The 22,049-nt window shown below is 72.6% G+C and carries 30 protein-coding genes and 1 pseudogene; 17 read left to right on the forward strand and 14 right to left on the reverse strand.

Features of this window, described 5'->3' with window-relative positions; translation table 11 throughout:
* Positions 1-149 precede the first annotated feature (149 nt).
* Complete coding sequence (locus tag QUE51_RS15915; RefSeq protein ID WP_286277321.1) at positions 150-863, forward strand: FKBP-type peptidyl-prolyl cis-trans isomerase; 714 nt, start codon at positions 150-152, stop codon at positions 861-863.
* Positions 851-964, forward strand: a complete 114-nt coding sequence (locus QUE51_RS15920) for an FKBP-type peptidyl-prolyl cis-trans isomerase (RefSeq protein ID WP_286277322.1) — start codon at positions 851-853, stop codon at positions 962-964. The genes QUE51_RS15915 and QUE51_RS15920 overlap by 13 nt, the downstream gene beginning before the upstream one ends.
* An 86-nt stretch (positions 965-1,050) precedes the next feature.
* On the opposite strand, the gene QUE51_RS15925 is transcribed toward QUE51_RS15920, so the two are convergent.
* On the reverse strand, positions 1,051-1,941 hold the full coding sequence (locus tag QUE51_RS15925; RefSeq protein ID WP_286277323.1) for an FHA domain-containing protein: 891 nt from the start codon (positions 1,939-1,941) through the stop codon (positions 1,051-1,053).
* A gap of 324 nt (positions 1,942-2,265) precedes the next feature.
* On the opposite strand from QUE51_RS15925, the gene QUE51_RS15930 reads away from it, so the two are divergent.
* Positions 2,266-2,472 (forward strand): cold-shock protein, encoded by a 207-nt coding sequence (locus tag QUE51_RS15930; protein ID WP_286277324.1) that lies wholly within the window; start codon positions 2,266-2,268, stop codon positions 2,470-2,472.
* Between the two features lie 150 nt (positions 2,473-2,622).
* Here the strand turns inward: QUE51_RS15930 and QUE51_RS15935 are convergent, their stop codons facing one another.
* Entirely contained in the window at positions 2,623-3,501 is an 879-nt protein-coding gene (locus QUE51_RS15935; RefSeq protein ID WP_286277325.1) for a manganese catalase, read from the reverse strand.
* 158 nt (positions 3,502-3,659) lie between these two features.
* On the opposite strand from QUE51_RS15935, the gene QUE51_RS15940 reads away from it, so the two are divergent.
* Together QUE51_RS15940 and QUE51_RS15945 are read left to right on the forward strand one after the other, a co-directional pair.
* Positions 3,660-4,454 (forward strand): glycosyltransferase family 2 protein, encoded by a 795-nt coding sequence (locus QUE51_RS15940; protein WP_286277326.1) that lies wholly within the window; start codon positions 3,660-3,662, stop codon positions 4,452-4,454.
* Positions 4,455-4,491: 37 nt separating this feature from the next.
* The gene (locus QUE51_RS15945; RefSeq protein WP_286277327.1) at positions 4,492-4,932 is read left to right on the forward strand and encodes a nitroreductase family deazaflavin-dependent oxidoreductase; all 441 of its coding nucleotides are present in this window, start codon (positions 4,492-4,494) and stop codon (positions 4,930-4,932) included.
* Between the two features lie 1,073 nt (positions 4,933-6,005).
* Here QUE51_RS15945 and QUE51_RS15950 read toward each other — a convergent pair.
* The 3 genes from QUE51_RS15950 to QUE51_RS15960 form a co-directional block, all read right to left on the reverse strand.
* Positions 6,006-6,485: a GAF domain-containing protein gene (locus QUE51_RS15950; protein ID WP_286277328.1), complete on the reverse strand. Its 480-nt coding sequence runs from the start codon at positions 6,483-6,485 to the stop codon at positions 6,006-6,008.
* Complete coding sequence (locus tag QUE51_RS15955) at positions 6,422-7,306, reverse strand: serine/threonine-protein kinase (RefSeq protein ID WP_286277329.1); 885 nt, start codon at positions 7,304-7,306, stop codon at positions 6,422-6,424. Before QUE51_RS15955 ends, QUE51_RS15950 begins: the two co-directional genes overlap by 64 nt.
* Positions 7,307-7,530: 224 nt before the next feature.
* Entirely contained in the window at positions 7,531-7,956 is a 426-nt protein-coding gene (locus QUE51_RS15960) for an arsenate reductase ArsC (protein ID WP_286277330.1), read from the reverse strand.
* A 64-nt stretch (positions 7,957-8,020) separates the two neighbouring features.
* Here QUE51_RS15960 and QUE51_RS15965 point away from each other — a divergent pair, with 64 nt between their 5' ends.
* From QUE51_RS15965 to QUE51_RS15975, 4 genes are all read left to right on the forward strand, one after another.
* Entirely contained in the window at positions 8,021-8,371 is a 351-nt protein-coding gene (locus QUE51_RS15965) for an ArsR/SmtB family transcription factor (protein WP_286277331.1), read from the forward strand.
* Positions 8,368-9,309: an APC family permease gene (locus tag QUE51_RS15970; protein WP_350226678.1), complete on the forward strand. Its 942-nt coding sequence runs from the start codon at positions 8,368-8,370 to the stop codon at positions 9,307-9,309. Before QUE51_RS15965 ends, QUE51_RS15970 begins: the two co-directional genes overlap by 4 nt.
* Positions 9,300-9,614: an APC family permease gene (locus QUE51_RS18295; RefSeq protein WP_350226679.1), complete on the forward strand. Its 315-nt coding sequence runs from the start codon at positions 9,300-9,302 to the stop codon at positions 9,612-9,614. The genes QUE51_RS15970 and QUE51_RS18295 overlap by 10 nt, the downstream gene beginning before the upstream one ends.
* Before the next feature lie 154 nt (positions 9,615-9,768).
* A complete protein-coding gene (locus tag QUE51_RS15975; RefSeq protein WP_286277332.1) occupies positions 9,769-9,942 on the forward strand; it encodes a hypothetical protein in 174 nt (57 codons plus the stop codon).
* A gap of 136 nt (positions 9,943-10,078) precedes the next feature.
* Here QUE51_RS15975 and QUE51_RS15980 read toward each other — a convergent pair whose 3' ends face one another.
* The 3 genes from QUE51_RS15980 to QUE51_RS15990 form a co-directional block, all read right to left on the reverse strand.
* On the reverse strand, positions 10,079-10,294 hold the full coding sequence (locus QUE51_RS15980; RefSeq protein WP_286277333.1) for a hypothetical protein: 216 nt from the start codon (positions 10,292-10,294) through the stop codon (positions 10,079-10,081).
* Positions 10,291-10,611, reverse strand: coding sequence for a DUF7882 family protein (locus QUE51_RS15985; RefSeq protein ID WP_286277335.1), 321 nt, complete (start codon positions 10,609-10,611; stop codon positions 10,291-10,293). The genes QUE51_RS15980 and QUE51_RS15985 overlap by 4 nt, the downstream gene beginning before the upstream one ends.
* A gap of 102 nt (positions 10,612-10,713) precedes the next feature.
* A complete protein-coding gene (locus QUE51_RS15990; RefSeq protein ID WP_286277336.1) occupies positions 10,714-11,037 on the reverse strand; it encodes a hypothetical protein in 324 nt (107 codons plus the stop codon).
* Positions 11,038-11,209: 172 nt separating this feature from the next.
* Here QUE51_RS15990 and QUE51_RS15995 point away from each other — a divergent pair, with 172 nt between their 5' ends.
* Both QUE51_RS15995 and QUE51_RS16000 read left to right on the forward strand, forming a co-directional pair.
* Positions 11,210-11,584, forward strand: coding sequence for a DUF7882 family protein (locus QUE51_RS15995; protein ID WP_286277337.1), 375 nt, complete (start codon positions 11,210-11,212; stop codon positions 11,582-11,584).
* A 106-nt stretch (positions 11,585-11,690) separates the two neighbouring features.
* Positions 11,691-12,305, forward strand: coding sequence for an alpha/beta hydrolase (locus QUE51_RS16000; RefSeq protein WP_286277338.1), 615 nt, complete (start codon positions 11,691-11,693; stop codon positions 12,303-12,305).
* A 91-nt stretch (positions 12,306-12,396) separates the two neighbouring features.
* On the opposite strand, the gene QUE51_RS16005 is transcribed toward QUE51_RS16000, so the two are convergent.
* From QUE51_RS16005 to QUE51_RS16015, 3 genes are read right to left on the reverse strand one after another with little or no spacing between them, the layout of a single operon-like run.
* Positions 12,397-13,356, reverse strand: coding sequence for an NAD-dependent epimerase/dehydratase family protein (locus QUE51_RS16005; protein ID WP_286277339.1), 960 nt, complete (start codon positions 13,354-13,356; stop codon positions 12,397-12,399).
* A complete protein-coding gene (locus QUE51_RS16010) occupies positions 13,353-15,995 on the reverse strand; it encodes an alpha/beta fold hydrolase (RefSeq protein WP_286277341.1) in 2,643 nt (880 codons plus the stop codon). The genes QUE51_RS16005 and QUE51_RS16010 overlap by 4 nt, the downstream gene beginning before the upstream one ends.
* A complete protein-coding gene (locus QUE51_RS16015; protein WP_286277342.1) occupies positions 15,992-17,014 on the reverse strand; it encodes a 3-oxoacyl-ACP synthase III in 1,023 nt (340 codons plus the stop codon). Before QUE51_RS16015 ends, QUE51_RS16010 begins: the two co-directional genes overlap by 4 nt.
* Positions 17,015-17,167: 153 nt before the next feature.
* Between QUE51_RS16015 and QUE51_RS16020 the strand changes: the two are divergent.
* Positions 17,168-17,544 (forward strand): annotated as a pseudogene (locus QUE51_RS16020) (RNA-binding S4 domain-containing protein).
* A gap of 3 nt (positions 17,545-17,547) precedes the next feature.
* Here the strand turns inward: QUE51_RS16020 and QUE51_RS16025 are convergent.
* Positions 17,548-18,552: a zinc-binding metallopeptidase family protein gene (locus tag QUE51_RS16025; RefSeq protein ID WP_286277344.1), complete on the reverse strand. Its 1,005-nt coding sequence runs from the start codon at positions 18,550-18,552 to the stop codon at positions 17,548-17,550.
* A 151-nt stretch (positions 18,553-18,703) separates the two neighbouring features.
* Here QUE51_RS16025 and QUE51_RS16030 point away from each other — a divergent pair, with 151 nt between their 5' ends.
* Positions 18,704-18,826, forward strand: a complete 123-nt coding sequence (locus QUE51_RS16030; RefSeq protein ID WP_286277346.1) for a hypothetical protein — start codon at positions 18,704-18,706, stop codon at positions 18,824-18,826.
* Positions 18,827-18,998: 172 nt separating this feature from the next.
* Positions 18,999-19,169 carry a hypothetical protein gene (locus QUE51_RS16035; RefSeq protein ID WP_286277347.1) on the forward strand — a complete coding sequence of 57 codons (171 nt, stop codon included), beginning with the start codon at positions 18,999-19,001 and terminating at the stop codon, positions 19,167-19,169.
* A 64-nt stretch (positions 19,170-19,233) separates the two neighbouring features.
* Here QUE51_RS16035 and QUE51_RS16040 read toward each other — a convergent pair whose 3' ends face one another.
* On the reverse strand, positions 19,234-19,959 hold the full coding sequence (locus QUE51_RS16040; protein WP_286277348.1) for a hypothetical protein: 726 nt from the start codon (positions 19,957-19,959) through the stop codon (positions 19,234-19,236).
* 139 nt (positions 19,960-20,098) lie between these two features.
* On the opposite strand from QUE51_RS16040, the gene QUE51_RS16045 reads away from it, so the two are divergent.
* From QUE51_RS16045 to QUE51_RS16055, 3 genes are all read left to right on the forward strand, one after another.
* On the forward strand, positions 20,099-20,242 hold the full coding sequence (locus tag QUE51_RS16045; protein ID WP_286277349.1) for a hypothetical protein: 144 nt from the start codon (positions 20,099-20,101) through the stop codon (positions 20,240-20,242).
* Positions 20,243-20,337: 95 nt separating this feature from the next.
* Positions 20,338-21,093, forward strand: a complete 756-nt coding sequence (locus tag QUE51_RS16050; RefSeq protein ID WP_286277350.1) for a hypothetical protein — start codon at positions 20,338-20,340, stop codon at positions 21,091-21,093.
* A 16-nt stretch (positions 21,094-21,109) separates the two neighbouring features.
* Positions 21,110-21,649 (forward strand): hypothetical protein, encoded by a 540-nt coding sequence (locus QUE51_RS16055; RefSeq protein WP_286277351.1) that lies wholly within the window; start codon positions 21,110-21,112, stop codon positions 21,647-21,649.
* 12 nt (positions 21,650-21,661) lie between these two features.
* Here QUE51_RS16055 and QUE51_RS16060 read toward each other — a convergent pair whose 3' ends face one another.
* Positions 21,662-22,045 carry a DUF5997 family protein gene (locus QUE51_RS16060; RefSeq protein ID WP_286277352.1) on the reverse strand — a complete coding sequence of 128 codons (384 nt, stop codon included), beginning with the start codon at positions 22,043-22,045 and terminating at the stop codon, positions 21,662-21,664.
* Between the last annotated feature and the right edge of the window lie 4 nt (positions 22,046-22,049).

Below are 22,049 nucleotides of genomic sequence, written 5' to 3' on the forward strand. Positions count from 1 at the left end.
TCGCCTCGGCGGCCCTGCTGGCCGCCCTGACCGCGTGCACGTCGGCCGCGCCTGCCAAGGCCGGCAGCACCTCGACGACGCCGGCGAAGGACGCGGCGGCGATCGACATCTGCAGCGCGAAGTCGGGCAGCGCATCCGACGCGGTGGAGGTGACCGGTGACCTGGGCGCCGCGCCGACGGTCACGTTCAAGAACGGGATCGACGCGAAGTCGACCCAGCGGACCATGGTGATCGAGGGCACCGGCGACGAGGTCACCGAGGGGTCGAGCGCCGAGGTGGCGTACAGCATCTACAACGGCGCGACCGGCAAGCTGATCGAGAGCTACGGCTATGCGGACGACCAGCCGGTGACGTTCGCCGCGAGTGCCACCCAGCTGCTGCCGGGGCTCGCGAAGACGATCGGCTGCGCGAAGGTCGGCTCTCGGGTTGCGTCCGTCATCCCCGCCGCCGAGGCGTGGGGCGCCGACGGCTACGCGGACGTCGGCGTGAAGGCAGGGCAGTCGCTCGTCGCGGTGATCGACATCGAGTCGCTCGTGCCGACGCGCGCCTGGGGTGCGGACCAGCCGGCCGAGGAGGGCCTGCCCGCGGTGACCCTCGCCGGCGACGGCACGCCGAGCATCGCCATCCCGAGCACCGCGGCGCCGGCCGATCTCAAGATCGCGGTGCTCAAGAAGGGCGACGGGGATGCGGTGCCGGACACCGCGACCGTGACCGTCCAGTACCTCGGCGTCGACTGGGAGACCGGGGAGACGTTCGATCAGAGCTGGGGCAAGGCGCCGGCGACCTTCTCCTCGACGGCGTGGTTCCCGGCTTCGCGCAGGCGATCGCCGGCCAGACGGTCGGCTCCCAGGTGCTCGCGGTGATCCCGCCGGCCCTCGGCTACGGCGAGAAGAGCGACAGCAACACGAGCGAGCTCGCCGGCAAGACCCTCGTCTTCGTGATCGACATCCTCGCCATCAACTGACCGGTCGGCGGCAGCAAAGCGCCGCGGGCGCTGCGCATCGGCGGACCGGTGCGCAGCGCCCGCGGCGCTGCTGTGTCAGGAGAGGGTCAGCGCAGGCCCTCGACCTCGATCGTCGCGGAGCCGCCGAGGTTGAGCGAGTCGCCGGGAAGGATGCGCACCGGCTCGTCCGTGGGCACGAGGCGCGGAGCCTGGCCGGGACGGGTCAGCACGGTGCCATTCGTGGAGGTGAGGTCGCGGGCGAGGACGGTGTCGCCGTCCACCACGATCTCGAGGTGATTGCGTGAGATGTCGGTGAGGTTCGACGCGAGAGCGACGACCTCCGCCTCCGGCTCGAGCGGCCGCCGCGAGGGGCTGCGGCCGAGGAGCACGGTGTGGTCGGCGGTGATCCGGCGGCCGTCAGGCAGCGCGAGGGCGAGGCTGAGGTACGCCTCCGCCTCGGGCTCCACCTCGGCCGGCGCCTCGGCGAGGCTGCCGCGGACGAGGTCGGGGACGCGGTTGGTCTCGCCGAGCTCCAGAAGGGACTCGAGCAGGGACTCGGCGTCCTCCTCCGCCACCGCGGCCTCCACCGGAGCGGCGGGGACCGACGTGTCGAGCGCGGAGGCGGGCGGCAGCTCGCCGTCCTCGGAACGGCCGATGAGGAGCGGCAGCGTGCCGACGACCAGCTCGCCGTCGACGGAGGGGTGCAGCTCGCGCCCCTCCTCGTCCTGGGCGGCCAGACCGCCCTCGGAGAAGACGCGGAGACGGTCGCCCTCACGGACGACGAGGACGTACTCGACAGCGGAGTCGAGCGCGGAGAGCGCGGAGATGCGATCCTCGGCCCCGCGTGAAGGCGCGGTCTCGCGCTTCCGGCGGCGGCTGGGGAGAGCGTCCTGGTGCTCGGGGGCAAGCGCGTGCTGGGACATCTGGGAGTGCTGGGAGAGCAGGGCGACGGGGCGCACTTCCGTGCCCTCGTCGAGGGTAAGCGGGGTTGCGGACATGAACTGCCACCTTCTTTTCGGGATCAGGCCGACGCTCGAAGCATGCATGGAACTCGGCCACGTTCCTGGAGCCCGACACGGCGTGTTGCGAGACCGACGCCCCCGCGCCCCCGATTCCGCCCCCTGCAGGGGGCCCGCGACCCCGATTCGGCCGAATCCGAGCGACTCTTCGACCCGTCGTATAGACTCGCCACCGTAGTTGTGTTGTGAATTTGCATTTCTCGGCTGCCGGTTCTCGAGCCGGTGCCACCGGAGATCGAAATCGACAGCGTGACATCGACGTCGCGAACTGCGCCGTCGAACCGGGAAATGGAAAGAGAAGACATGCCTACTGGCACCGTTAAGTGGTTCAACGCCGAAAAGGGTTTCGGCTTCATCGCTCCCGATGACGGAGGCGCCGACGTGTTCGCGCACCACTCCGCCATCGACGCGCGGGGCTTCCGCTCGCTGGACGAGAACCAGCGCGTGGAGTTCGAGATCGTGGCGGGCGCCAAGGGCCCCCAGGCCTCGAACATCCACGTCGTGAGCTGAGCTTCCGCTCTCACACCGAGAAGGGCCCCATCCGATTCGCTCGGATGGGGCCCTTCTTCACTGTCCGGGGCACTTCCCGTCCGGGTTGCAGGACCACCCGCGCGCGAAGGGCCCCGCCCGGCGTGGACGAGGCCCTTCGCGGCGTGCCGGCTACTTCTTCTCCACCGCATCCTTCACGGCGCCCAGAACCTTCTCGACCTTGTTCGGCTTCGGGTCGGTGCCGTAGAAGCGGCTGTCCGGCTGCGTCGCCGGGGGCATGGGCACGCCCTTGTTCGGCTCGGCGCGATAGCTGAACTCGCCCTTGCCGTCAGGCGTGGGACCTGACGCCCAGGTGCCCTCGGCGGCGCCGGCGCCGTCCGAGAAGTTGATGTACTCGTAGGAGGCCTCCCGGTACTCCTTCGAGATGGGGAAGTTGCTCGGCACAGGCAGATCCTCGTGCCCCTCGGCCCGCAGCTCCGCGGCGCGGATCCACTGGTTCTGGTGCATCGTGTCGCGGGCGAGGAGGAACGAGAGCAGGTCCCGCACCCCGTGGTCGTCGGTCATGTGGTAGAGCCGCGCGACCTGGAGACGGCCCTGCATCTCCGCGTTCGCGTTGGCCGTGAAGTCGGCGAGCAGATTGCCGCTCGCGGTGATGTAGGACCCCTGCCAGGGGTTCCCGTTGCTGTCCACCGCGCGCGCCCCGGCTCCGGCGACGATGGCGTGCTGGACGTCCATGCCGCCGATCACGGCGCCGAGCACCGGGTCGGCCTTCGCCGCATCCTCAGCGCCCTGGATGGGCGTCTTCTCGAGCAGTTGCGCGATCATCACGGCGAGCATCTCGACGTGGCCCATCTCCTCGGCGCCGATCCCGAAGAGCAGGTCGCGGTACTTGCCCGGCAGGTGCGAGTTCCATGCCTGGAATCCGTACTGGAGGGCGACCGTGATCTCCCCGTACTGACCCCCGAGCACCTCCTGCAGGCGGCGGGCGAAGAGGGCGTCGGGCTTGCTGGGCTTCGACTTGTGCTGGAGTTCTTGCCGGTGGAAGTACATAGGCGTTCCGATCTCGTCGTCGATTGCGTTGTCTTCGACGCTAGGTCGGGCCTTCGGGGGCGGATAGGCCCTTGACCGCTCGGGGACCGCGGGACAGACGCCGACCGCGCGAGCGCCTCGGGAGCGGCGCTCAGCCGAGCCGTGATACTCCTGGAACCGTGGACAGCCTCCGGAAGCGACACGACTCCCGCCGGCCGCCTCGATCCGGAAGCACCACGGTGTCGGTCGTCATCCCCGTCAAGGACGACGCCCGGCCGCTCGAGCGCTGCCTCCGGGATCTTTCCCGGCAGACCCGCCTCGCCGACGAGGTGATCGTCGTCGACAACGGCAGCGTGGACGACTCCGCCGAGGTCGCCCGGCGGCATGGCGCGATCGTGGTGCCGGAGCCCCGCCCCGGGATCCCCGCCGCCGCCTCGACGGGCTACGACGCCGCCGCGGGCACGGTCATCGCCCGGTGCGACGCGGACAGCCGGCTGCCGCCGGACTGGCTCGAGCGGGTCGTCGCCGAGCTCGACTCCGCCGACGCGGTGACCGGCTCGGCTCGCTTCTACGACGTGCCCCGGCGCTTCCGCGCCTTCTCCCGCCCGCTCGCGGTCCTCTACCTCGGTGCGTACACGCTGGCCACGGGCGCGGCTCTCGGCCACGCTCCCCTGTTCGGCTCCAACCTCGGCCTGCGCCGTTCCGCCTGGCAGGACGTGCGCGGCGAGGTGCATCGCGACGACCCTGAGCTGCACGACGACCTGGACCTCAGCATCCATCTCGGGGTGCGGCACCGCATCCGCCGCGTCCCGGGCATGCTCGTGGGGATCTCGAGTCGACCCTTCTGGAACCGGGACGCTCTCCGCCGCCGGTTCCGGCGCGGGATGCGCACGATCCGGCTGCACTGGCCCGAGGAGTACCCGCCCTACCGCGTCGCGCGACGGGTGCGCACAATGCGGGACGCGGGGGCCTGACGGGAATAGGCGCGGTCTTCCGCCGCTTCCTCCAGGTATGCCCCTCACCGGAGAATATGCACCGAGCACGTCAGAATGGGCCCGCACGCAGGCCGAGCGCTTCGAGCAGAGCCGAGGCGCTGAGGCGAACACCCTCCGCGGTCGCCCGATCATCCTCCTCACGTCGGTGGGCGCCCGCTCGGGCAAGCTGCGCAAGACGCCCCTGATGCGCGTCGAGCACGAGGGCCAGTACGCCGTCGTCGCGTCCAAGGGAGGCGCTCCCGAGCATCCCGTCTGGTACTACAACCTGGTCGCGAACCCGCACGTCGAGCTGCAGGACGGGGCGGTCACCAAGGACTACCTGGCGCGCGAGGTGAGCGGCGAAGAGCGCGCCGCGTGGTGGGAGCGGGCGGTCGCCACCTGGCCCGCCTACGACGACTACCAGACGAAGACGGACCGCGAGATCCCGGTCTTCGTCCTCACCCCGATCGAGGCCTGACCTAGCGCACGCGCGCGTCGTCGAGCGCACCCCGTACCACCGAGTGCACCTCGTATACGGGGTGCGCTCGGTGTTTCAGGCCGCGCTCGGCGCAGCCACGGCGCGCTCGGCCTCTCTTGGTGCGCTCGGCGGCTGCGGAGGCGAGACCGCGCGGTCTCCACCGAGCGCGCCCCTGCGCACCGAGCGCGCCCCGTACCGACGAACGCGCCCCGTAAACGCACCGCGCTCGTCGTCACACACCGCGCTCGGCGGAACGTCGGCGCCTCGCACCGCGCTGGGCAGAGGCACAGGCGTCACGCACCGCGCTCAGCGCGAGGACCGCGCTCGGCGACGGCACAGGCGCCAGGCACCGCGCTCGGCGCTGGGCTCCCCGGGCGACCTGGTCCATCGAGCGCGCCCCGTTCCACCGAGCGCGCCCCGTACCGACGAACGCGCCCCGTAGACACACCGCGCTCGTCGTCACGCACCGCGCTCGGCGGAAACTCGGCGCCTCACCCCGCGCTCGGCGTGACGGAATGCGCTCGACGACGCCGGCGCCACGCACCGCGCTCGGCGCTGGGCTCCCCCAAGCGACCCTGTCCGCCGAGCGCGCCCCGTACCACCGAGCGCGCCCCGTACCGACGAACGCGCCCCGTAGACAGACCGCGCTCGTCGTCACGCACCGCGCTCGGCGGAGACTCGGCGCCTCACCCCGCGCTCGGCGTGACGGAATGCGCTCGACGACGCCGGCGCCACGCTCCGCGCTCGGCGCTCGGCTCCCCAAGCGACCCGGTCCATCGAGCGCGCCCCGTTTCGCCGAGCGCGCCCCGTACGGACGAACGCGCCCCGTAGACAGACCGCGCTCGTCGTCACGCACCGCGCTCGGCGGAAACTCGGCGCCTCGCACCGCGCTCGGCGGGAGCCCCGGCGACTGGCCCCGCGCTCGGTGCTCCGCACCCACCCAGCCGCGCAGTGACGCGACGCCTCACCGAAACGCGCCCCCTGTGTCTTAAGCCCGAGCGAGCGCGCCCGCCGGCGTCAGGGTCGCTGAAGGTGGCACCGGCCGCAGCCCGGGCGCACCCGCCCCGCGACCCTCAGACCAGCGGCAGCGTGAGCATCGCCGCCGCCGTGCGGAGGTCGAGCTCCCCGGTCGCCATCTCCCCCAGGTCCTGCAGGGTCTGCAGGTCGTCCGCCGTGACCACCCGCGGCTCGTGGTCGAGGACGCACAGGGTTCCGATGACGTGCCCGTCCTGGGTGCGCAGCGGAACCCCGACGTAGGAGCGGAGACCGAGTCCCGCCGCCAGCAGCGGGTTGTCCGCCGCGCTCGGGTCGGTCAGGGCGTCCTCGATGATCCACGGATCCTCGCGCAGGATCGCCGAGCCGCTGAGCTCCGGGTTCCGATCCATCGCATCGAGTCGGACGCCGTGGTGCGATGCGAACCAGATCCGGTCATGGTCGACGATCGACACGACGGCGGCGGGCGCACGGAGCACCCGGGCAGCGAGAGCCGTCAGCCGGTCGAAGCTCGCGGTTGGTGCCGACTCCAGGACGCCGTAGCGGCGGACCGCGGCCATGCGGGCAGCGTCGGTGCCGGAGGGCAGGTCGTCCTCGCCGGTGCGGTGGCGTCCCCGGACTCCGCGACGACGAGCTGGCGGAAGGCGATCACGAGCTCGCCGATGGTCGGCCGGTCGCCGACGTCCCTGGCCGTCATCGCACCGAGGAGGTCGCGCCACGCCTGCGGGACGGTGTCGGGGATGACGGGGTCCTCGGTCAGCCGGCGCAGCGCGGACTCGACCATGCCGCCGGGGAACGCGACCGTGCCGGTGAAGCACTCGAGCAGCACGAGGCCGAGCGAATACACGTCGCTCGCGCCGGTGATCGGCTCGCGGCGCGCCTGCTCCGGGCTGAGATATGCCGCGGTTCCGGAGGTGAGCTCGCCCTCGCTGGGCACGCGGCCCTCGAGGTCGGCGATCCCGAAGTCGGTCAGCTTGGCGCGGGCCTGCCGTCCGCTGCCGGGCTCGACGAGCAGGATGTTGGCGGGCTTGATGTCGCGATGGACAACGCCTGCGCCGTGCGTGTACTCGAGGCCCTCGGCGAGGTCGTAGGCGATCTGGCCGATCTCCACCGGGCCGAGGGGGCCGTCGGCGAGACGCTGCTTGAGGTCGGGGCCGCGAACCAGCTCCATGACGAGGTAGATCCTCGGCAGGCCGCCCTCTGTCACGTCGACGCCTGCATCGAGGAGCGTCACCAGACTGTGATGGTTGAGCCCGGCGAGCATCTTGACCTCGGTGCGCTGGCGCCGGATCTCGTCCTCGCCGCCGGCGCCCGGGCGGAAGAGCTTGATCGCGACGTCACGCCCGAGGAGCTCGTCGCGCGCCTCGAAGACGGCGGCCATGCCGCCCCTTCCGAGGACTCCGCCGAGGCGGTACCGTCCGCGAAGCGATGAACTCGCCTCGACCGTCGCTGTGCCCACCCCGCACCTGCCTTCCGCGGCTCAGCCTAGGTCGGCGTTCCCCGCCGCCCCAGTCCGCAGGCGGCCCCTTGACGCCGCCCATGCGCACACGTCACACTGCGCCGCCTCGCCCTCCCGCGAGGCGGGTTCAGGCTCGGGATGCCGCCTCAGCGGGCCTCGGCGGCCGGCGACGGCAGCAGCTCGGCGAGCAGGGCGTCGACGCGTGCGCGGATCTCGCCGCGGATCGGGCGCACCTCCTCGAGCGGCAGCCCGGCCGGGTCGCGCAGCTCCCAGTCCTCGTAGCGCTTGCCGGGGAATATGGGGCACGCATCCCCGCAGCCCATCGTGATGACGACATCCGAGGCCCGCACGTCCTCGACCTCCAGCAGCGCAGGCGTCTCGCCTGCGATGTCGAGGCCCTCCTCCGCCATCGCAGCCACCGCGACGGGGTTCACCTGATCGGCGGGCTCGCTCCCGGCGGAGAGGACGCGCACCGCGCCGCCGGACCGGGCAGCCGTGTAGGCGGCGGCCATCTGGGATCGGCCCGCGTTGTGGACGCACACGAAGAGGACGGTCGGGCGGGAGTCGGTCATGTGGCGCCTTTCGCTCGCGTGTACCCTACATCGACTCCGGTCGATGCCGTGCCAGACTGTGAGCATGACGATGCTCGCACCGCTCCCCCTGGCCCAGGCCTGCTGCACGCCCCTCACGCGTGCGACGCTCCCGGCCGAGGATGCGGTGGGCCTTGCACGGACCCTCAAGGCGCTCGCCGATCCGGCTCGGCTGCGGCTGCTCTCCCTGGTCGCCGCGACTGAGGACTCCGAGGCGTGCGTGTGCGACCTGACCGACGTGCTCGGGCTGTCCCAGGCCACCGTGTCGCACCACCTCAAGGTCCTCGTCGATGCCGGCTTCCTCAGCCGCACCAAGCGCGGGACGTGGGCCTACTACCGCCTCGTGCCCGGATCGCTCGACACGGTCGCCTCCTCCTCGCGACCGTCTGAGGCGTGACCGCGACACCGCTCGCCCGCCGACTCGGCACCGGCTCGGCCGTCATCCTCGGCCTCGCGTCGATGATCGGCGCCGGCGTGTTCACCGCCTTCGCTCCCGCAGCGGCCGCCGCCGGTCCGCTGCTGCCGGCCGGGCTCGCCATCGCGGCCGTCGTCGCCTTCTGCAACGCCACGTCGACCGCTCAGCTGGCCGCCGTGCACCCGGTGGCGGGCGGCGTGTACGCGTACGGGCGCGCCGAGCTCGGTCCGTGGTGGGGCTTCCTGGCCGGCTGGGGCTTCGTGGTGGGCAAGACGGCAAGCGTTGGAGCCATGGCGCTCACCGCCGCCGCCTACCTCGCGCCGCCCGAGCTCGGCCGTCCGATCGCAGTGCTCGCCATTCTCGTGATCACGACGATCAACCTCCTCGGCGTCACGCGCACGGCTGCGGTCGCCGCAGTCCTCGTGGCGCTGGCCCTCGCGGGCATCGCGATCGCGACCGTCGCCGCCTTCACCAGCTGGGATCCCTCGCGCTTCGAGGGCCCAACGGCCGGCCCCTACGGCGTGCTGCAGGCGGCGGGGCTCCTCTTCTTCGCCTTCGCGGGCTACGCCCGGATCGCCACTCTGGGCGAGGAGGTGCGGGAGCCCGCGCGCACCATCCCGCGCGCGATCGGCATCGCGCTCCTGCTGGTGGTGGCCATCTACGCCACCGTCGCGATCGCGCTGCTCGGGTCGCTCGGCGCCGAGCGCCTGGCCGCCGCCACGGCACCGCTCCAGGATGCGGCGGCCGCCGCCGGCTGGGCCGGAGCGGTTCCCGTCATCGGGGTGGCGGCCGGCATCGCCTCGCTCGGCTCGCTGCTCGCCCTCACCGCCGGGCTCGGGCGCACCGTCCTTGCGATGGCTCGCACCGGCGATCTCCCCGTCCGCTGTCCGCTGTCGCGTCCCGCACCGCGGTGCCGCTGACCGCGCAGGTCATCGTGGCCCTCTGCGCGGCGCTCCTGGTCGCGGTCGCCGATATCCGGACCGCGATCGGCTTCTCGTCGTTCGGCGTCCTGCTGTACTACCTGGTCGCCAACCTGGCGGCGTTCGGCCAGAGCGGGTCAGCCCGGCGCTACCCGCGGCCGTTCCAGGTCGCCGGAGCCGTCGGCTGCCTGGCCCTCGTCGCCACCGTTCCGATCCCCGCCCTGATCGCGGGAGCCGCGGTGTTCGCGGTCGGGATCCTCTATCGGCTGGTTCGGCTGCGTGTGGAGGCCGTGCGACGCGGCTGACCCTCGGCACGGTGTCGCCTGCGCAGAACGCCCCCGGTGTCAATCCCCTGCACGGATCTGGGGCGACTTGCTTTCCTATCACCATGATGCTGTCGTCGGTCCCGGACCTGCTCGAAATCACCCCCTGAGCGATCGCGCCTGGCAGGTCTCCGACGTGCGGCTCTCCCCCGCCGACGATCGCCGCGTGCTCGCCCGCGTGGAGCGCATCCACGACTACGTGCTGGTCACCTGGCTCGCCCCGCACCGCGGGTGGGCGGCGTTCCCCGACCTCGACGGCGCGCTGCGCGCCCTCCGCCGGACCTGCGCCGCGCGTCCGATCGCGGCATAAGCGGCCGGAAAGAAGGGGTGTCGCCTCCCTAGGGGGCCTGATTTCGAGACGCTCGCCGCGCGAGCTCCTCAATCATCGGAAGGCGAGCTCCTCGAGCATCGGTGCGCCGGCGGGACTTGCGCCAACCCCGAGCGCATCAGGAGGGCTCGGGCTCCGTCTCCTCGCGGATGGACAGGCTCACGCCGGGCGTGATGAGCAGCTCCGTGCGGGTCGCCCGACCCTCGCCGAAGTAGACCGGAACCCAGCCGCCGCTGGACAGGGCGGCGTCGATCTCGGCGCGCAGCTCGTCGAGGGAGCGGTCCGCGACCGCGTAGTCCTGGTCGCCGTACCGGACGTAGATCCTGCTGTTCATTCAGGCTCCACCGCTCGGCGCTCGGGCGGCTCGGGGACGATCCGCAGACCCCCGGATGAGTTCGCCGTCGCCATCAGCTCCTCGATCCAGGACCGGTTGATCCCGGGCACGCGGCCCCCGTGGTACTTGTAGAACACCGGGATCGAGGGGTGCAGCCAGATGACGGAACGACCGTCGCCCACGGCGGCGTCGTCCCGCCAGGAGAAGTAGAACGACTCGTTCCGACGAAGCTTCGCGCCGATCACGATCTGGAGATGCGCGAGCACCCGATCGTCGAAGTCGACGACCAGGGTGGAGTCGTAGGTGAGCTTGCCCAACGGAGTCCTCTCGCTCGGGTCAACGGTCTCGCCCCCGATCTGGACGTCAAGCCCTTTAACAGTAGGGGCAGCGGGGCGGGGTGACGTTCGACCGTGGCATCCTCAGGCCGAAGCCCGGCGGCCGGGGCCCTCGCCGGAGGGAGACGCAGCACCGCGCCCGTTGGGCGGGCCTCCGTACACTCCGGCGCGGTAGGCGCCCGGAAGCGAGTAGAGCACCGAGCGATCGGCCGCGAGCAGGGAGGTGTACCGGCCGAGGAGACGACGCCGGGCGGGATCGATGTCGAAGGACACGACGCGATAGTGCTCGTACGGGCCGCCCCTGTCGATCAGACGCACGAGAGCTGCCGGGATGCGCGGATCGTCCCGCATCAGCACCCACTCGTCGCGGCCGATGCGAATCGGCCCCGCTCCCCGCCACCCGGTCACCCCGCCACCTCTCCCCTGGAGAGCACCCGGCCGCGCTGACACCCATGGTAGGAGCCGAATCCGACACCGGGAACCCGACGGGACGAGCGGCTCTGCCGCGCCGGCGCGCGGCGCTCTATGCTGGCCGCGCCATCGCAGTCCTGGTGCTCGAAGGTCCTCAAAGGAGGCCAGCATGGGCTACCTCATCTACGGCGTCGCCCCTGCCATCGAGATCGAGGACCGCGTCCTCCGCCACCTCCAGCTGGTGATCATCCAGAAGCTCCGCCGCAACGAGAGCTTCGCCTTCAACTGGGATCAGGAGCCCCAGGTGGGCGTAGGCGCCGGCCACGGCGGCCCCATCGACCTGGAGGAGGCCTCCCACGGCTCCATCTGGATCTCGCAGCACTCGCTCCTGTACTTCCGGTACAGCGGGAAGCGCGAGAACCACTACAACCCCACGTGGCTCGAGGCGATGATGCAGGCCACGTACCGCACCGAGGGCCTCTCCGTCGTGCCCGAGCCTGCTGAGGAGGAGCATCACCACGCTGAGCGGGTGGCCCACGTCTGACGGCCGCCCCGGGCGCGACATGGGGACGGCAGACGCACGTGAGCGGCGGCGCGAGCATCTGTCGTCGCGGCCCCGGCTGCCCCTCCTCGATCCCCTTCTTCCGGGCGTGCACGCCTTCGACGGCTCCCAGGGGGAGCATCTGCTGCTCGTTCCGACGGGGCTCCCGGACGCGCCGGTGCCGCTCGTGGTGTTCTTCCACGGCTCAGGCGCGGACCCCGTCCGCTCGCTGCCGGTGCTCGAGGCGGAGGCGCAGCGGCTGCAGTTCCTCCTCCTCGTGCCGAAGTCCTTCCACTACACATGGGATGTCATCCTCGGCGGCTTCGGCCCGGACGTCACCGCCCTCGACACACTGCTGCGCCGCATCTTCGAGCACTTCCCGGTGGACCCGGACCGGGTCGCGCTGGCCGGGTTCTCCGACGGAGCGTCGTACGCGCTCACGCTCGGACTGCTCAACGGCTCGCTCTTCCCCCGGATCCTGGCCTACTCCCCCGGATTCGTCGTGCCGGGGCAGCCGGACGGCTCACCGAGGATCTTCGTCTCGCACGGCACCGCGGATCCTGTGCTGCCCATCGACCGGTGCAGCCGCCGGATCGTGCCCGAGCTGCGGTCCCTCGGCTACGAGGTCGACTACCGCGAGTTCGACGGCGGACACGAGGTGCCCCGGAATCTGCTGACCGCATCGCTGTCCTTCCTCGGCGCTTCCGAGCCGGCCGCCGACTGACCGGCCCTTCCCGCATCGTTTCGGACTATCCGCATCGGTCTCCGGTTGCGGTCAGTCCGAAGGAATGCGGAGAGCCGCGAGCGGGCGGGCGTCAGCGCGCGTAGGAGGCCGCGAGGAGGCGGAAGCCCTCGTCAAGGGACACCGCTGGCGTCCAGGCGAGGTCGGCGCGCGTCCGGCGCTGATCGAACCAGTGCGCGGTCGACAGCTGCTCGGCGAGGAAGCGCGTCATCGGCGGCTCGTCCTCTCCGCGCCAGAACCGCTCGACCATGCCGCCGGCCGCCCGGGCGAGGCCCGGCGGGACGCTCCAGGCCGGCGATCGCACCCCTGCCGCCCGGCAGATGCCCGCCAGCAGCTCGGCGACGGGTCGCGGCTCGCCGTTGGTGACGACGTAGGCCTGCCCGTGCACCGCGTCGGCGCGCTCGAGCGCCGCGGCGAGCGCGGACGCCGCGTTGTCGATGTAGGTCGTGTCGATGAGGGCGGCGCCGGAGCCGAGCAGCGGAAGGCGACCGGCGCGGGCGCGCTCCACGATGCGGGCAACCAGCTGGGTGTCGCCCGGACCCCACACCAGATGCGGACGCACGGCGACGACCGCGAAATCTGGCGCGTCCGCCTCGAGCGCCAGGAGCTCCGCGACCGCCTTCGTCCGCGCGTACTCGCCGCGGGCGTGCTCCGGATCGGCCGACTCCGCGTCGGTGCCCTCGAGAGAGTCGCCGGAATGCGCGACGGACGGCGACGACACTTGCACGAACCGCCCCACGCCTGCGGCGCGAGCGGCGTTTAGTAGCCCGCGCGTTCCCTCGACGTTGACGGCCGCGAACTCGGCGGGCGGACCCGCGAGCGACACCTTCGCGGCCAGGTGCACCACGGCATCCATGCCGGCGACGGCGCGCGCGACATCCGCGGGCTCGGTCAGCGACCCGCGCAGGTCCTCGGCACCCTGCACCCCGGACGCTCGTCGCTGGAACGTGCGCACCTCGTGGCCGGCATCCCGGATGGCGGAGGCCGTTGCCCGGCCGAGCAGGCCGCTCGCGCCGGTGACGAGCACCCTCACGGCCGGGTCATCCGCTCCCCGCGCAGCACCCGGGCCGCCCAGCGGGACAGGCGTGTGCGGTCGACCTTGGAGTTGTGCCGGATGTCGGTCGGCAGGCGCGGCACGACCAGCACGGCAGCCAGGGGCACGCCCGCCGCCGACCGCACGCGCTCGGCGAGTTCGGCGTCCGCGAGGCGGGGCCGGCGGACGGGGTTCCGCAGTTCCACCACCGCGACGGCCTGCTGTGTCCCGCGCGGCCCGACGCCGGCCAGGCCTGCGCGCGCGACCTCCGGGAGCTCCCCGATGCGCTGCTCCGGGCCGACGGGTGTGATCACGCCCTCGGCGGTCACGACGACGTGCACCAGCCGGCCCTCGACCCAGAGCCTGCCCGCCTCGTCGAGGTGTCCGACGTCCCCGGTGCGATGCCACCGGCGGCCGCCGGACTCCATCGCGGGGCCGTGCGCCGCCTCCCGCTGCGTGAGCTCGAGGCGGTCGTAGCCGTCCCGCAGGTGGTCAGCGGACACGACGATCTCCCCGGCCACCCCCGGCACCACGGCCGGCTCCCCCGTCGCGGCGCCCGATCGGTCGAGCGCGGCGATCCGCACCTCGACGCCGTCCACGGGTGGCCCGACGAGGACGCCGGCTCCGCCGTCCGCCTCCACGGCGGCCTCCCGCACGTCGTCGAGGGTTGCGGAGGTGAGCAGCAGCCCCTCCGTCATCCCGTACGGCGTCGACGCCGTGGCCGACGGCATGAGAGCCGCGACGCCCTCGAGCAGCTCGCGGGCGACCGGCGCGCCTGCGGAGAGCACGGTTCGCACGCCGGTGAGCGCTCGGCGCCGGTCCGGCGTCAGGGAGCCGGCCGTCGCCACCACGTTCGCGACCGCGGCGGGCGACAGGAACACGACGGTCGCGTCGACGGCCGCCACCGCGTCGGCGACCGCGGAGGCGGTCAGCGTCGCGGGTGAGGTGACGTCCATGTCGGGCGTAGCCGACCGCGCCCCCAGGGCGGGCCCGAGGAGGGCGAACGGCGCGAAGCCGGCCACCAGTCCGGTGCCGATGCCGACGCCGTACTGGCGCGCCAGCGCGTCCCGCAGCGCCTGCAGCTCCACGTGGGTGTACACGACGCCCTTGGCCGGGCCGGTGGAGCCGGAGGTGAACAGCACCGCCGCTGTGTCCGCCGGCGCAGGCTCCGGGGGCAGGGCGGCCCCGCGCCCGCGCGCGGCGAGCTCACCGAAGGACGCCGAGATCCCGAGCAGCCGGCGCACGGGCGCCGGGTAGCGGGCGATCGCGATCCGCTGACCCGGCCAGCGCAGAGCGCGCGCAGCGGCCAGACCCGGCAGAGCGCCGATCACGTGGTCCGGGCGCGCCCCGGTCACGGCACGGCTCAGCCCGCGGAGGCCCAGGCCGGCATCGGCGACCACGACGATCGCGCCGATGCGCAGGCACGCGTAGAGCGCGGCGGTGAGGTCGGCGCCGGGCGGCACGAGCAGGGACACCCGATGCCCGGGTCGCACCCCCGCCGCGGTCAGGCCGGCGGCGAGCTCCCGGACGCGACGGGACAGCAGGCGCCAGGACACGACGCGTGCCGCGCCCCCGGCGGGCGGTGCGAGCTCCACCAGCGCGGTGTCGGGGCTGTCGCGGAGCTCGTCGAGGACACTCCACAGCGGCGCTCCCCCGATCCCGGGCGGAGGCTCGGCGGCGGGCGTCGCCTCAGGGGCCGGGTCGTCGAGCCAGGCGAGGGCGGCGGACGCATAGTCGACGTCCTCCGCGATCAGGTGCCCGGCGTCGGGGAAGCGGTGCACGCTCGGGTGGCGGAGGCGCGCGAACAGGTCGTCCAGGTAGCGGTCCTGGAAGACCGGGTCCCGCGCACCCCAGAGCAGCAGCGCCGGGACGTCGAGGTGACGGATGCCCTCGGCGATGCGGTCGAGCTCCGGCCGACTGGGATGCCCCGGCTCGGCGGGGATGTCGGCGACGAAGTCGCGGATGCCCTGCCGCCGGTCCGCGCCGCGGTACGGGGCACGGAACGCATCCTTCACGGGGCCGGGCAGGGGTGGGTGCCCGAGCGCGAGCGTGGCCTCGAGGAAGGCGGGCGTCCCCGCGGTGGAGGCGCCCAGGACGGGCGGCAGGAGCGCGAGCCGCAGGGGCGCGGGAACAGGCGTCTCCGGTGCCTGGTGGACCGCGGTGTTGAGGGACACGATCCCGCTCAGCTGGTCGGCGTGGTCCACGGCCCAGCCGAGCGCGACGACGCCTCCCCAGTCGTGGCCGACGGTGACGACGGGGCCGTCGATCCCGAGCTCTGCGGTCAGCTCGCCGAGGTCGCGCACCCGCCGCGGGAGCGTCCGGCGCTCGCCCGTGCGCTCCGAGAAGCCCATCTCCAGCTGGTCAGGGGCGACGACGCGCCACGCCGTTCCGCCGGCGGCCGCCTGAGCCGTGGCCGCCGACAGCAGGCGGCGCCACAGGTAGGACCAGGTGGGGTTGCCGTGCACGCACAGCAGAGTCCCGGTCGGCGCGATCCTCAGCTCGGCCAGCCGGGCCGCGTTGTCCAGGACGTGCCAGGTGCGGGTCGCCCCGGCGGAGCGCACCTCGACCAGGCGCGAGAAGCGCGCGTCGAGGCCCGGCAGGCCCGACGGCGGAAGGGCCGCGGGCGCCGCCCGGTTCACCAGGCGAGTTCCAGCATGGACGTGTTGAGGCCTGAGCCGACGCCCATCAGGAGCACCCGGTTGCCGGGCTTCAGCCGGTCCTTCTCCTCGACCAGCGTCATCGGAATGGACGCGGGGCCGACGTTGCCGAAGCGGGGGTAGGTCAGGGGAACACGTTCGCGGTCGATGCCGACCGCCTTGAGCAGCGCGTTGGTGTGGACGTCGGAGACCTGATGCATGACGTAGCGGTCCATGCCCTGCCAGTTCCAGTCCCGCTTCGCCTCCTTCCACGCGGACACGACGAGCTCCATGCCGCCCTTGAGCAGCGCCTTGGCATCGGTGAACATGCCGTCGACGCTGCCGACGCACACGTCGTGGAACTGGGTGGCCGCCCGGGTGATGCCGCCGACGAGCCGGTGTCCGCCCGGATGCGCGTCCGCGGGACCCAGGACCGCCGCGGCCGCACCGGACCCGAGGGTGAGGCTCGCGAACTCGCTCATGAAGTCGGCCCGCTTGATGCCGGGGCGCGTGAGGCGCTCGATGGTGTTGAGCTGGATCTCGTCGGCGTCCTCGCCGTCGATGACCACGGCGTAGCTGATCTGGCCGGAGTCGATCATCTGCGCGGCGAGGCTCATGCCGTTCACGAAGCCGAGGCACGCGTTCGCGATGTCGAAGTTGATGGCGGAGGTCGGCAGCCCGAGGCCGTGGTGCAGGCGCACGGCGACCGACGGCTCGAGGTGCGGGCGCGTGACCGAGGTGTTGATGAGGAGGCCGACCTGGTCCGGCCGCACGCCGGCTTCGGCGAGCGCGCGCTTGCCTGCGTCGATGGCTGCGCTGTCGAACTCCTGGGCGTCACCCCAGTTGCGGCGCTCCTGGATGCCGGCGACCCGCTGCAGCAGGCCCTCCGGGAGACGGAGCCGCTTGAGCACGGGGCGCAGCAGGCTGTCGATCTGCTCCGAGGTGGTCACCTTGGTGGCGACCGTGCTCGCGACCGACAGCAGAGACACGTTGCGGTGTCTCCACGTTGCGTTTCCGTCCAACGAAGGCTCCCTGTTCTCCTGCAGGCGCGCGGGGGCGTGCCCCCTCTATTGTCTCCCCCGCAGATGTGCGCGGCGTCACACTCCGGTACGCCCCCGCCGGGGCTACGGATGCGGTATAAGCGGACCGCTCGCCCGACGTCGTAGTCTCGACCCATGGCGGCGGGGTTCTCCGGGGACGCGGTGCGGGTCGACGTCTGGCTGTGGTCGGTGCGGCTGTACAAGACGCGCTCGCTGGCGACCGCCGCGTGCCGTGCCGGCCACGTCCGCGTCAACGGCGAGCGCGCCAAGCCCGCTCAGTCCGTGCGAGTCGGCGACGAGGTCGTGGCGCGCACCGACCGGGACCACATCCTCGGCGTCCGGTCCCTGCTCACCAAGCGAGTCGCGGCATCCGTGGCGGCCGAGGCGGTCGACGACCGCACTCCCCTCCGCCGCCGCGCACCGAGGCGCCGATCGCGGTCCTGCGTGAGCGCGGCGCCGGCAGGCCCACCAAGCGCGACCGCCGCGACCTCGAACGCCTGCGCGCGCGCTGACGCTCAGACGCCCCGCACGAGGTCGTGCACCTGCGCGAGCTTCTCCCCGATCGCCGGGGTCAGCACGAAGGGGTAGAGGTCCGGCTCCCCCATGGACCGGTTGATCGCGTTGACGGCCAGCGAGAAGCCGTGCCAGCGCGTGAGGACCTCGGGCATGGTCAACCCGGAGATGTCCGCCGCCCCGCGGGAGCTGATGCTTCCGGCCAGCGGGGCGGGCACGCCGGTCGGCCCGTCCACCGTGACGCCCACGGACGCGGTGGTCTCCAGGACGTCCGCGATGTGCAGGTAGTGGGCGAAGGTCTCGGCGAAGTCCTCCCACGGGTGCATGGTGGCGTACTGGGAGATGTGGTCGGTCGCCCAGTCGCCGGCGTCCCCGTTCCCGTAGTGCGCCGTGAGCGCGTCGCCGTAGTCCTGCCGCTCGTCGCCGAACAGCTGCCGGAACGGCTCCACCTCCGGCTGCTCGTCGACGAGGACCAGCCAGTAGTAGTGGCCGATCTCGTGCCGCAGGTGGCCGAGCATGGTGCGGTACGGCTCCCCGAGCTGGATCCGCACCTCCTCGCGGTGCGGATCGCTGGCCTCGGTGAGGTTGATCGTGATGAGCCCGTCCGCATGGCCGGTGAGGACCTGCTCGCCGTCGGCGGGCGACTTCAGAGCGAAGCCGAGGCCGTGGTCGCCCGCGCGCACTTCGATCGGGAGGCCGAGGTGCCGCAGCTGCCGGACGAGGCGGCGCTTCGCCTGCTCGGCCACGGCCAGCTGCACGATGGCCACCGGGTCGCCCTCGCCCGGCCGCTCCACGGTCAGCCGGTCGGAGGCGCACTCTCCGTCGCCCTCGGGATCGGCGACCCAGTTGCAGCCGATCTGCTCCCGGAAGCCGCACAGCACCTCCGCGTCTGCGAGGACGATGTCGTCCCGGTCGGGGCTGTAGGCCAGGGAGGTGGAGCAGGCGAGGCACATCCGGTCCTCGAATTCGACCCAGGCGCCGCACTTCGGGCAGGCGAAGACGCGCATGGCTCTCCTTCTTCTCGGAGGTTCTCACGCTACCCGGCGCTTGCTGGAGGGCCCGCCCCCTGCGACACGCCGCACTCGAGGGCGCCGGGAGTGGCTGGAGGGACCGAGTCAAGGCCTGTGTCCGACGCGGTCGAGCGGCAAGGGTGGGGGCATGGACGACGACCTCGTCGACGCAGCTGCGCCGCACTGCCCGCAATGCCAGGGACCGATGGATGCGCTCGTGAGCGCCTTCTGGTGCCTCGACTGCGGCCAGAGCGCGGCCATCGCCGCCTAGCCCCCGACCGGCGCCCCTCCCCTCCGGGGCTCCCGCTTCCACGGCGCCCGGGGAAACCGCGAAAAGAGGGGCCTGTTCAGGCCTTGCCCGTGGGGCCTAGCATGAGGCACCGCACGATGGGCGATGACGCCCCTCTTGCTCCTTACAGTTCGCCGAGAAAAAGGTGGTCCCCGTGAGCAACACCCTTCTGATCATCATCGCCGTCGTCGCCATCATCCTGCTGCTGGTCGGCGGGTTCACCCAGGCGCTGCAGTTCCTCCTCTGGGTGGGAATCGTGCTCCTCATCATCGCGGTGATCCTGTTCATCGTGAGGATGGTGGGCGGGCGCGGAACGCGCGTCTGACCTTCACGTCGGAAGGGCGTGCATCCGGGTCGTTCCCGGGTGCACGCCCTTTCTCGTGTCCGCCTCAGCCCTCGGCGGAGTCTCCATCCGCCGGGGCCTGGGCCAGCCGGTAGGACCGCTCCCGCACCGCCGCCACCCACGCGTAGATGCCGGCGCCGGGCAGCGGGCGCCGGGCGGCGTCGAAGCGCGGCGCGTCCGCATCCACCGTCTCGTGTGCGTGGCGCCGCAGCTCGAGGACGGCGAAGCGGTGCCAGCGGCCGCGCGGCGTAGCCCAGAACAGGTCGAGGGTCCAGCTCCCGTCGCCGACGGCCTCGCGCGGATCGGCGGGCAGATCCCCTGCCGTGCGGAGGCGCGCGCCGACCAGCACGGGCCCCTGCGTCCCGCGGTAGGGCAGCAGGCAGCCGAACCAGGCCCGACGTGCCGAGGAGTGCGGCAGGAGCAGGAATCGGCCGGGCACGCCGACGCCTGTCGTCGACAGCTCCAGGTCGGCCGGTCCCGTTGGCGTCTGCACCCGCAGTGCCAGTCCGAGGATGTCGGGCAGCGGCGCCGGAAGCCCGGCGGACCTCGACACTCGCGCGATTCCGCTCTGGACACCGCTCCCGTCGATCCAGCCGATGCCGGAGCGCGCGGGTCCTGTGCGCCAGGTCACCACGGCGTCGAACAGGACGCCGCGAGCGTGGATCGGCCGAGGTCGGCGCACCAGGAGCACGATCGAGAAGAGGACCCCGAGCGCGTCGCCGATCAGGGCGGACGGGGCGAGGCGCCGGCGGAGGGCGCGGAAGGTCGGCATGGGAGACGAGCGTATGGCTGAGGTTCGGCGACGTCCTCCGGGACCACACGGGGTTGCGCCGTGCGACGAGATGGGCTCTGATGACACGGGTTGCCATCTGGGTCTAGCCCTGAGCATCCCTCGGGTCCACACTGTGTCCGTGCGCGAAGAGGAGCACGACGAACTCGTGGCTGTGGCGTGGGAGAACTGCCCGCGCTGCATGATCGCGTTCGAGCTGGATGCCGCGGCCGGCTGCTTCTACCTCGTCTGCCCTCTCTGCGGCATGACGAAGTCCTTCGCCTGACCCGCCGCGCACCGGCGGGACTCCGACCGGGCGGCGTGCCGAGGGCTCCGCGACCCGACTCGACAAGCAGGCAGCCCTGGCGCCACAGTTGCCGGATGTTCGAAAGCGAGCGCAGGAGCGCCGTGCGCGAGCGAGTGCTGACGCTCGCCCACGACGACGAGAGGGTCGTGGCGGCCGCCGTCGTGGGGTCTCTCGCCCGAGGGGAAGGCGACCGATGGTCGGACCTCGACCTGAGCTTCGGCTTGGCCGATGGCGTCTCCCGGACGGAGGTGCTCGACGAGTGGGAAAGCGCGCTCCGGGCGGAGTTCGGCGCCGTCGCCCTGTTCGATCTCCCATCGGGCGCCTTCGTCTATCGCGTGCTGCTGATCCCCGGCGGCCTGCAGGTCGACCTCTCGGTGGCACCGGCGAGCCGGTTCGGACCGCGCGGACCGGAGTTCCAGCTCCTCTTCGGAGACGCGGTCCACGCTGAGGAGGAGGGCGTCCTGCGCTCGGCGGACGAGATGTTCGGCTACGCGGCTCATCACGCCGTTCGGGCCCGGGTCGCCATCGAGCGCGGGCGGATGCTCCAGGCCGAGCAGTGGCTCGGCGGCCTCCGAGCGGAGGTCGTGGCGCTCGCGTGCCGTCGGCACGGGCTGCAGGACTGGCAGGCGCGGGGCGCACACCTTCTGCCGGACGATGCGCAGGCTCGGCTGTCCGCCACGCTCGCGCGCTCTCTGGAGTCAGCCGAGCTGCGGCGAGCGCTCGGAGCCGCCATCGACGCGCTCTGCGTCGAGGGTGCGGAGGCGGGGATCGCCGGGGCGGTGTCGGACGAGCTGCGCCGCCTGGGCGCGGCTCGCGATCCCGGCGAGTAACGGCGATACTCCGACCATGCAGGTCGACCACACGCTCTCCTCCGACGAGTTCTGGGCTCGGTATGCGCAGTTCGAGGACCGCATGCGCGGATCCTTCGACGCCGCGCCCGTCCTGCAGATCGCCGGATGGCCCGGGGAGCGACTCCTCGGGGAGTGGGACTACGAGGGCGCGGCCCGGGCCGTCGTGCATCGGCGGGGCGACCGGGAGATCACCGTGCGCACGAGCGACGGCGAGCCCGAATGGGCGGTGCGGCAGCAGTGGCTCCACACCATGCTGTCCGGGTCGGGCGGATCACGCGATCTGTCGCGGTTCGCCCTGCAGCCGCCCGTGCCCGCTGCCATCCGGGTCGACGACCGCGAAGCCCACGCCCAGCTGTGGCAGAGCGCGCAGCACTGGCACCTGAGCCTGCGCCACGACGGATACACGGTCCTCGCGTCGGGCGACGAGGAGTTCCCGGCTCTCCTCGCCCTGGAGCGGATCACCGACCTCGAGCCCCTGCTCGCCGCTCGCCGCCGAGAGGTGGAGGCGAAGCGCCGGTCCACCGGCCTCGACTGAGGGCGGCCGAGGCTAGCGCTGCTGCTTGGCCTTCTCGGCGCGCTCGCGCTTGACGCGGGCGTTCTCGGCCATCACCCCGGCGTGCACCTCGCGCTCGCGCACGAGCCACTCCGGCTTGGTGCGCAGGAGCTCCTGGATCTCGTCGGAGGTGAGCGGATCCGTCACCCCGGAGCGCGTGAGCCCGGCGATCGAGACGCCGAGCTTCGCCGCGACGACCTGCCGCGGGTGCGGGCCGCTCCGCCGCAGCTCGGCGAGCCACTCCGGCGGCTCCTCCTGGAGCGTGGCCAGCTGCGAGCGGCTGACGGGCTGCGACCGGAAGTCCTCGGGGGTCGCCTCCAGCAGCACGCCGAGCTTCTTCGCCGCGGTCTCCGGCTTCATCGTCTGATCCTGCGGCACGGCT

Origin of the sequence: Naasia aerilata, from assembly GCF_030296595.1 — a bacterium.
In the GTDB taxonomy this organism is placed as follows: domain Bacteria; phylum Actinomycetota; class Actinomycetes; order Actinomycetales; family Microbacteriaceae; genus Naasia; species Naasia aerilata.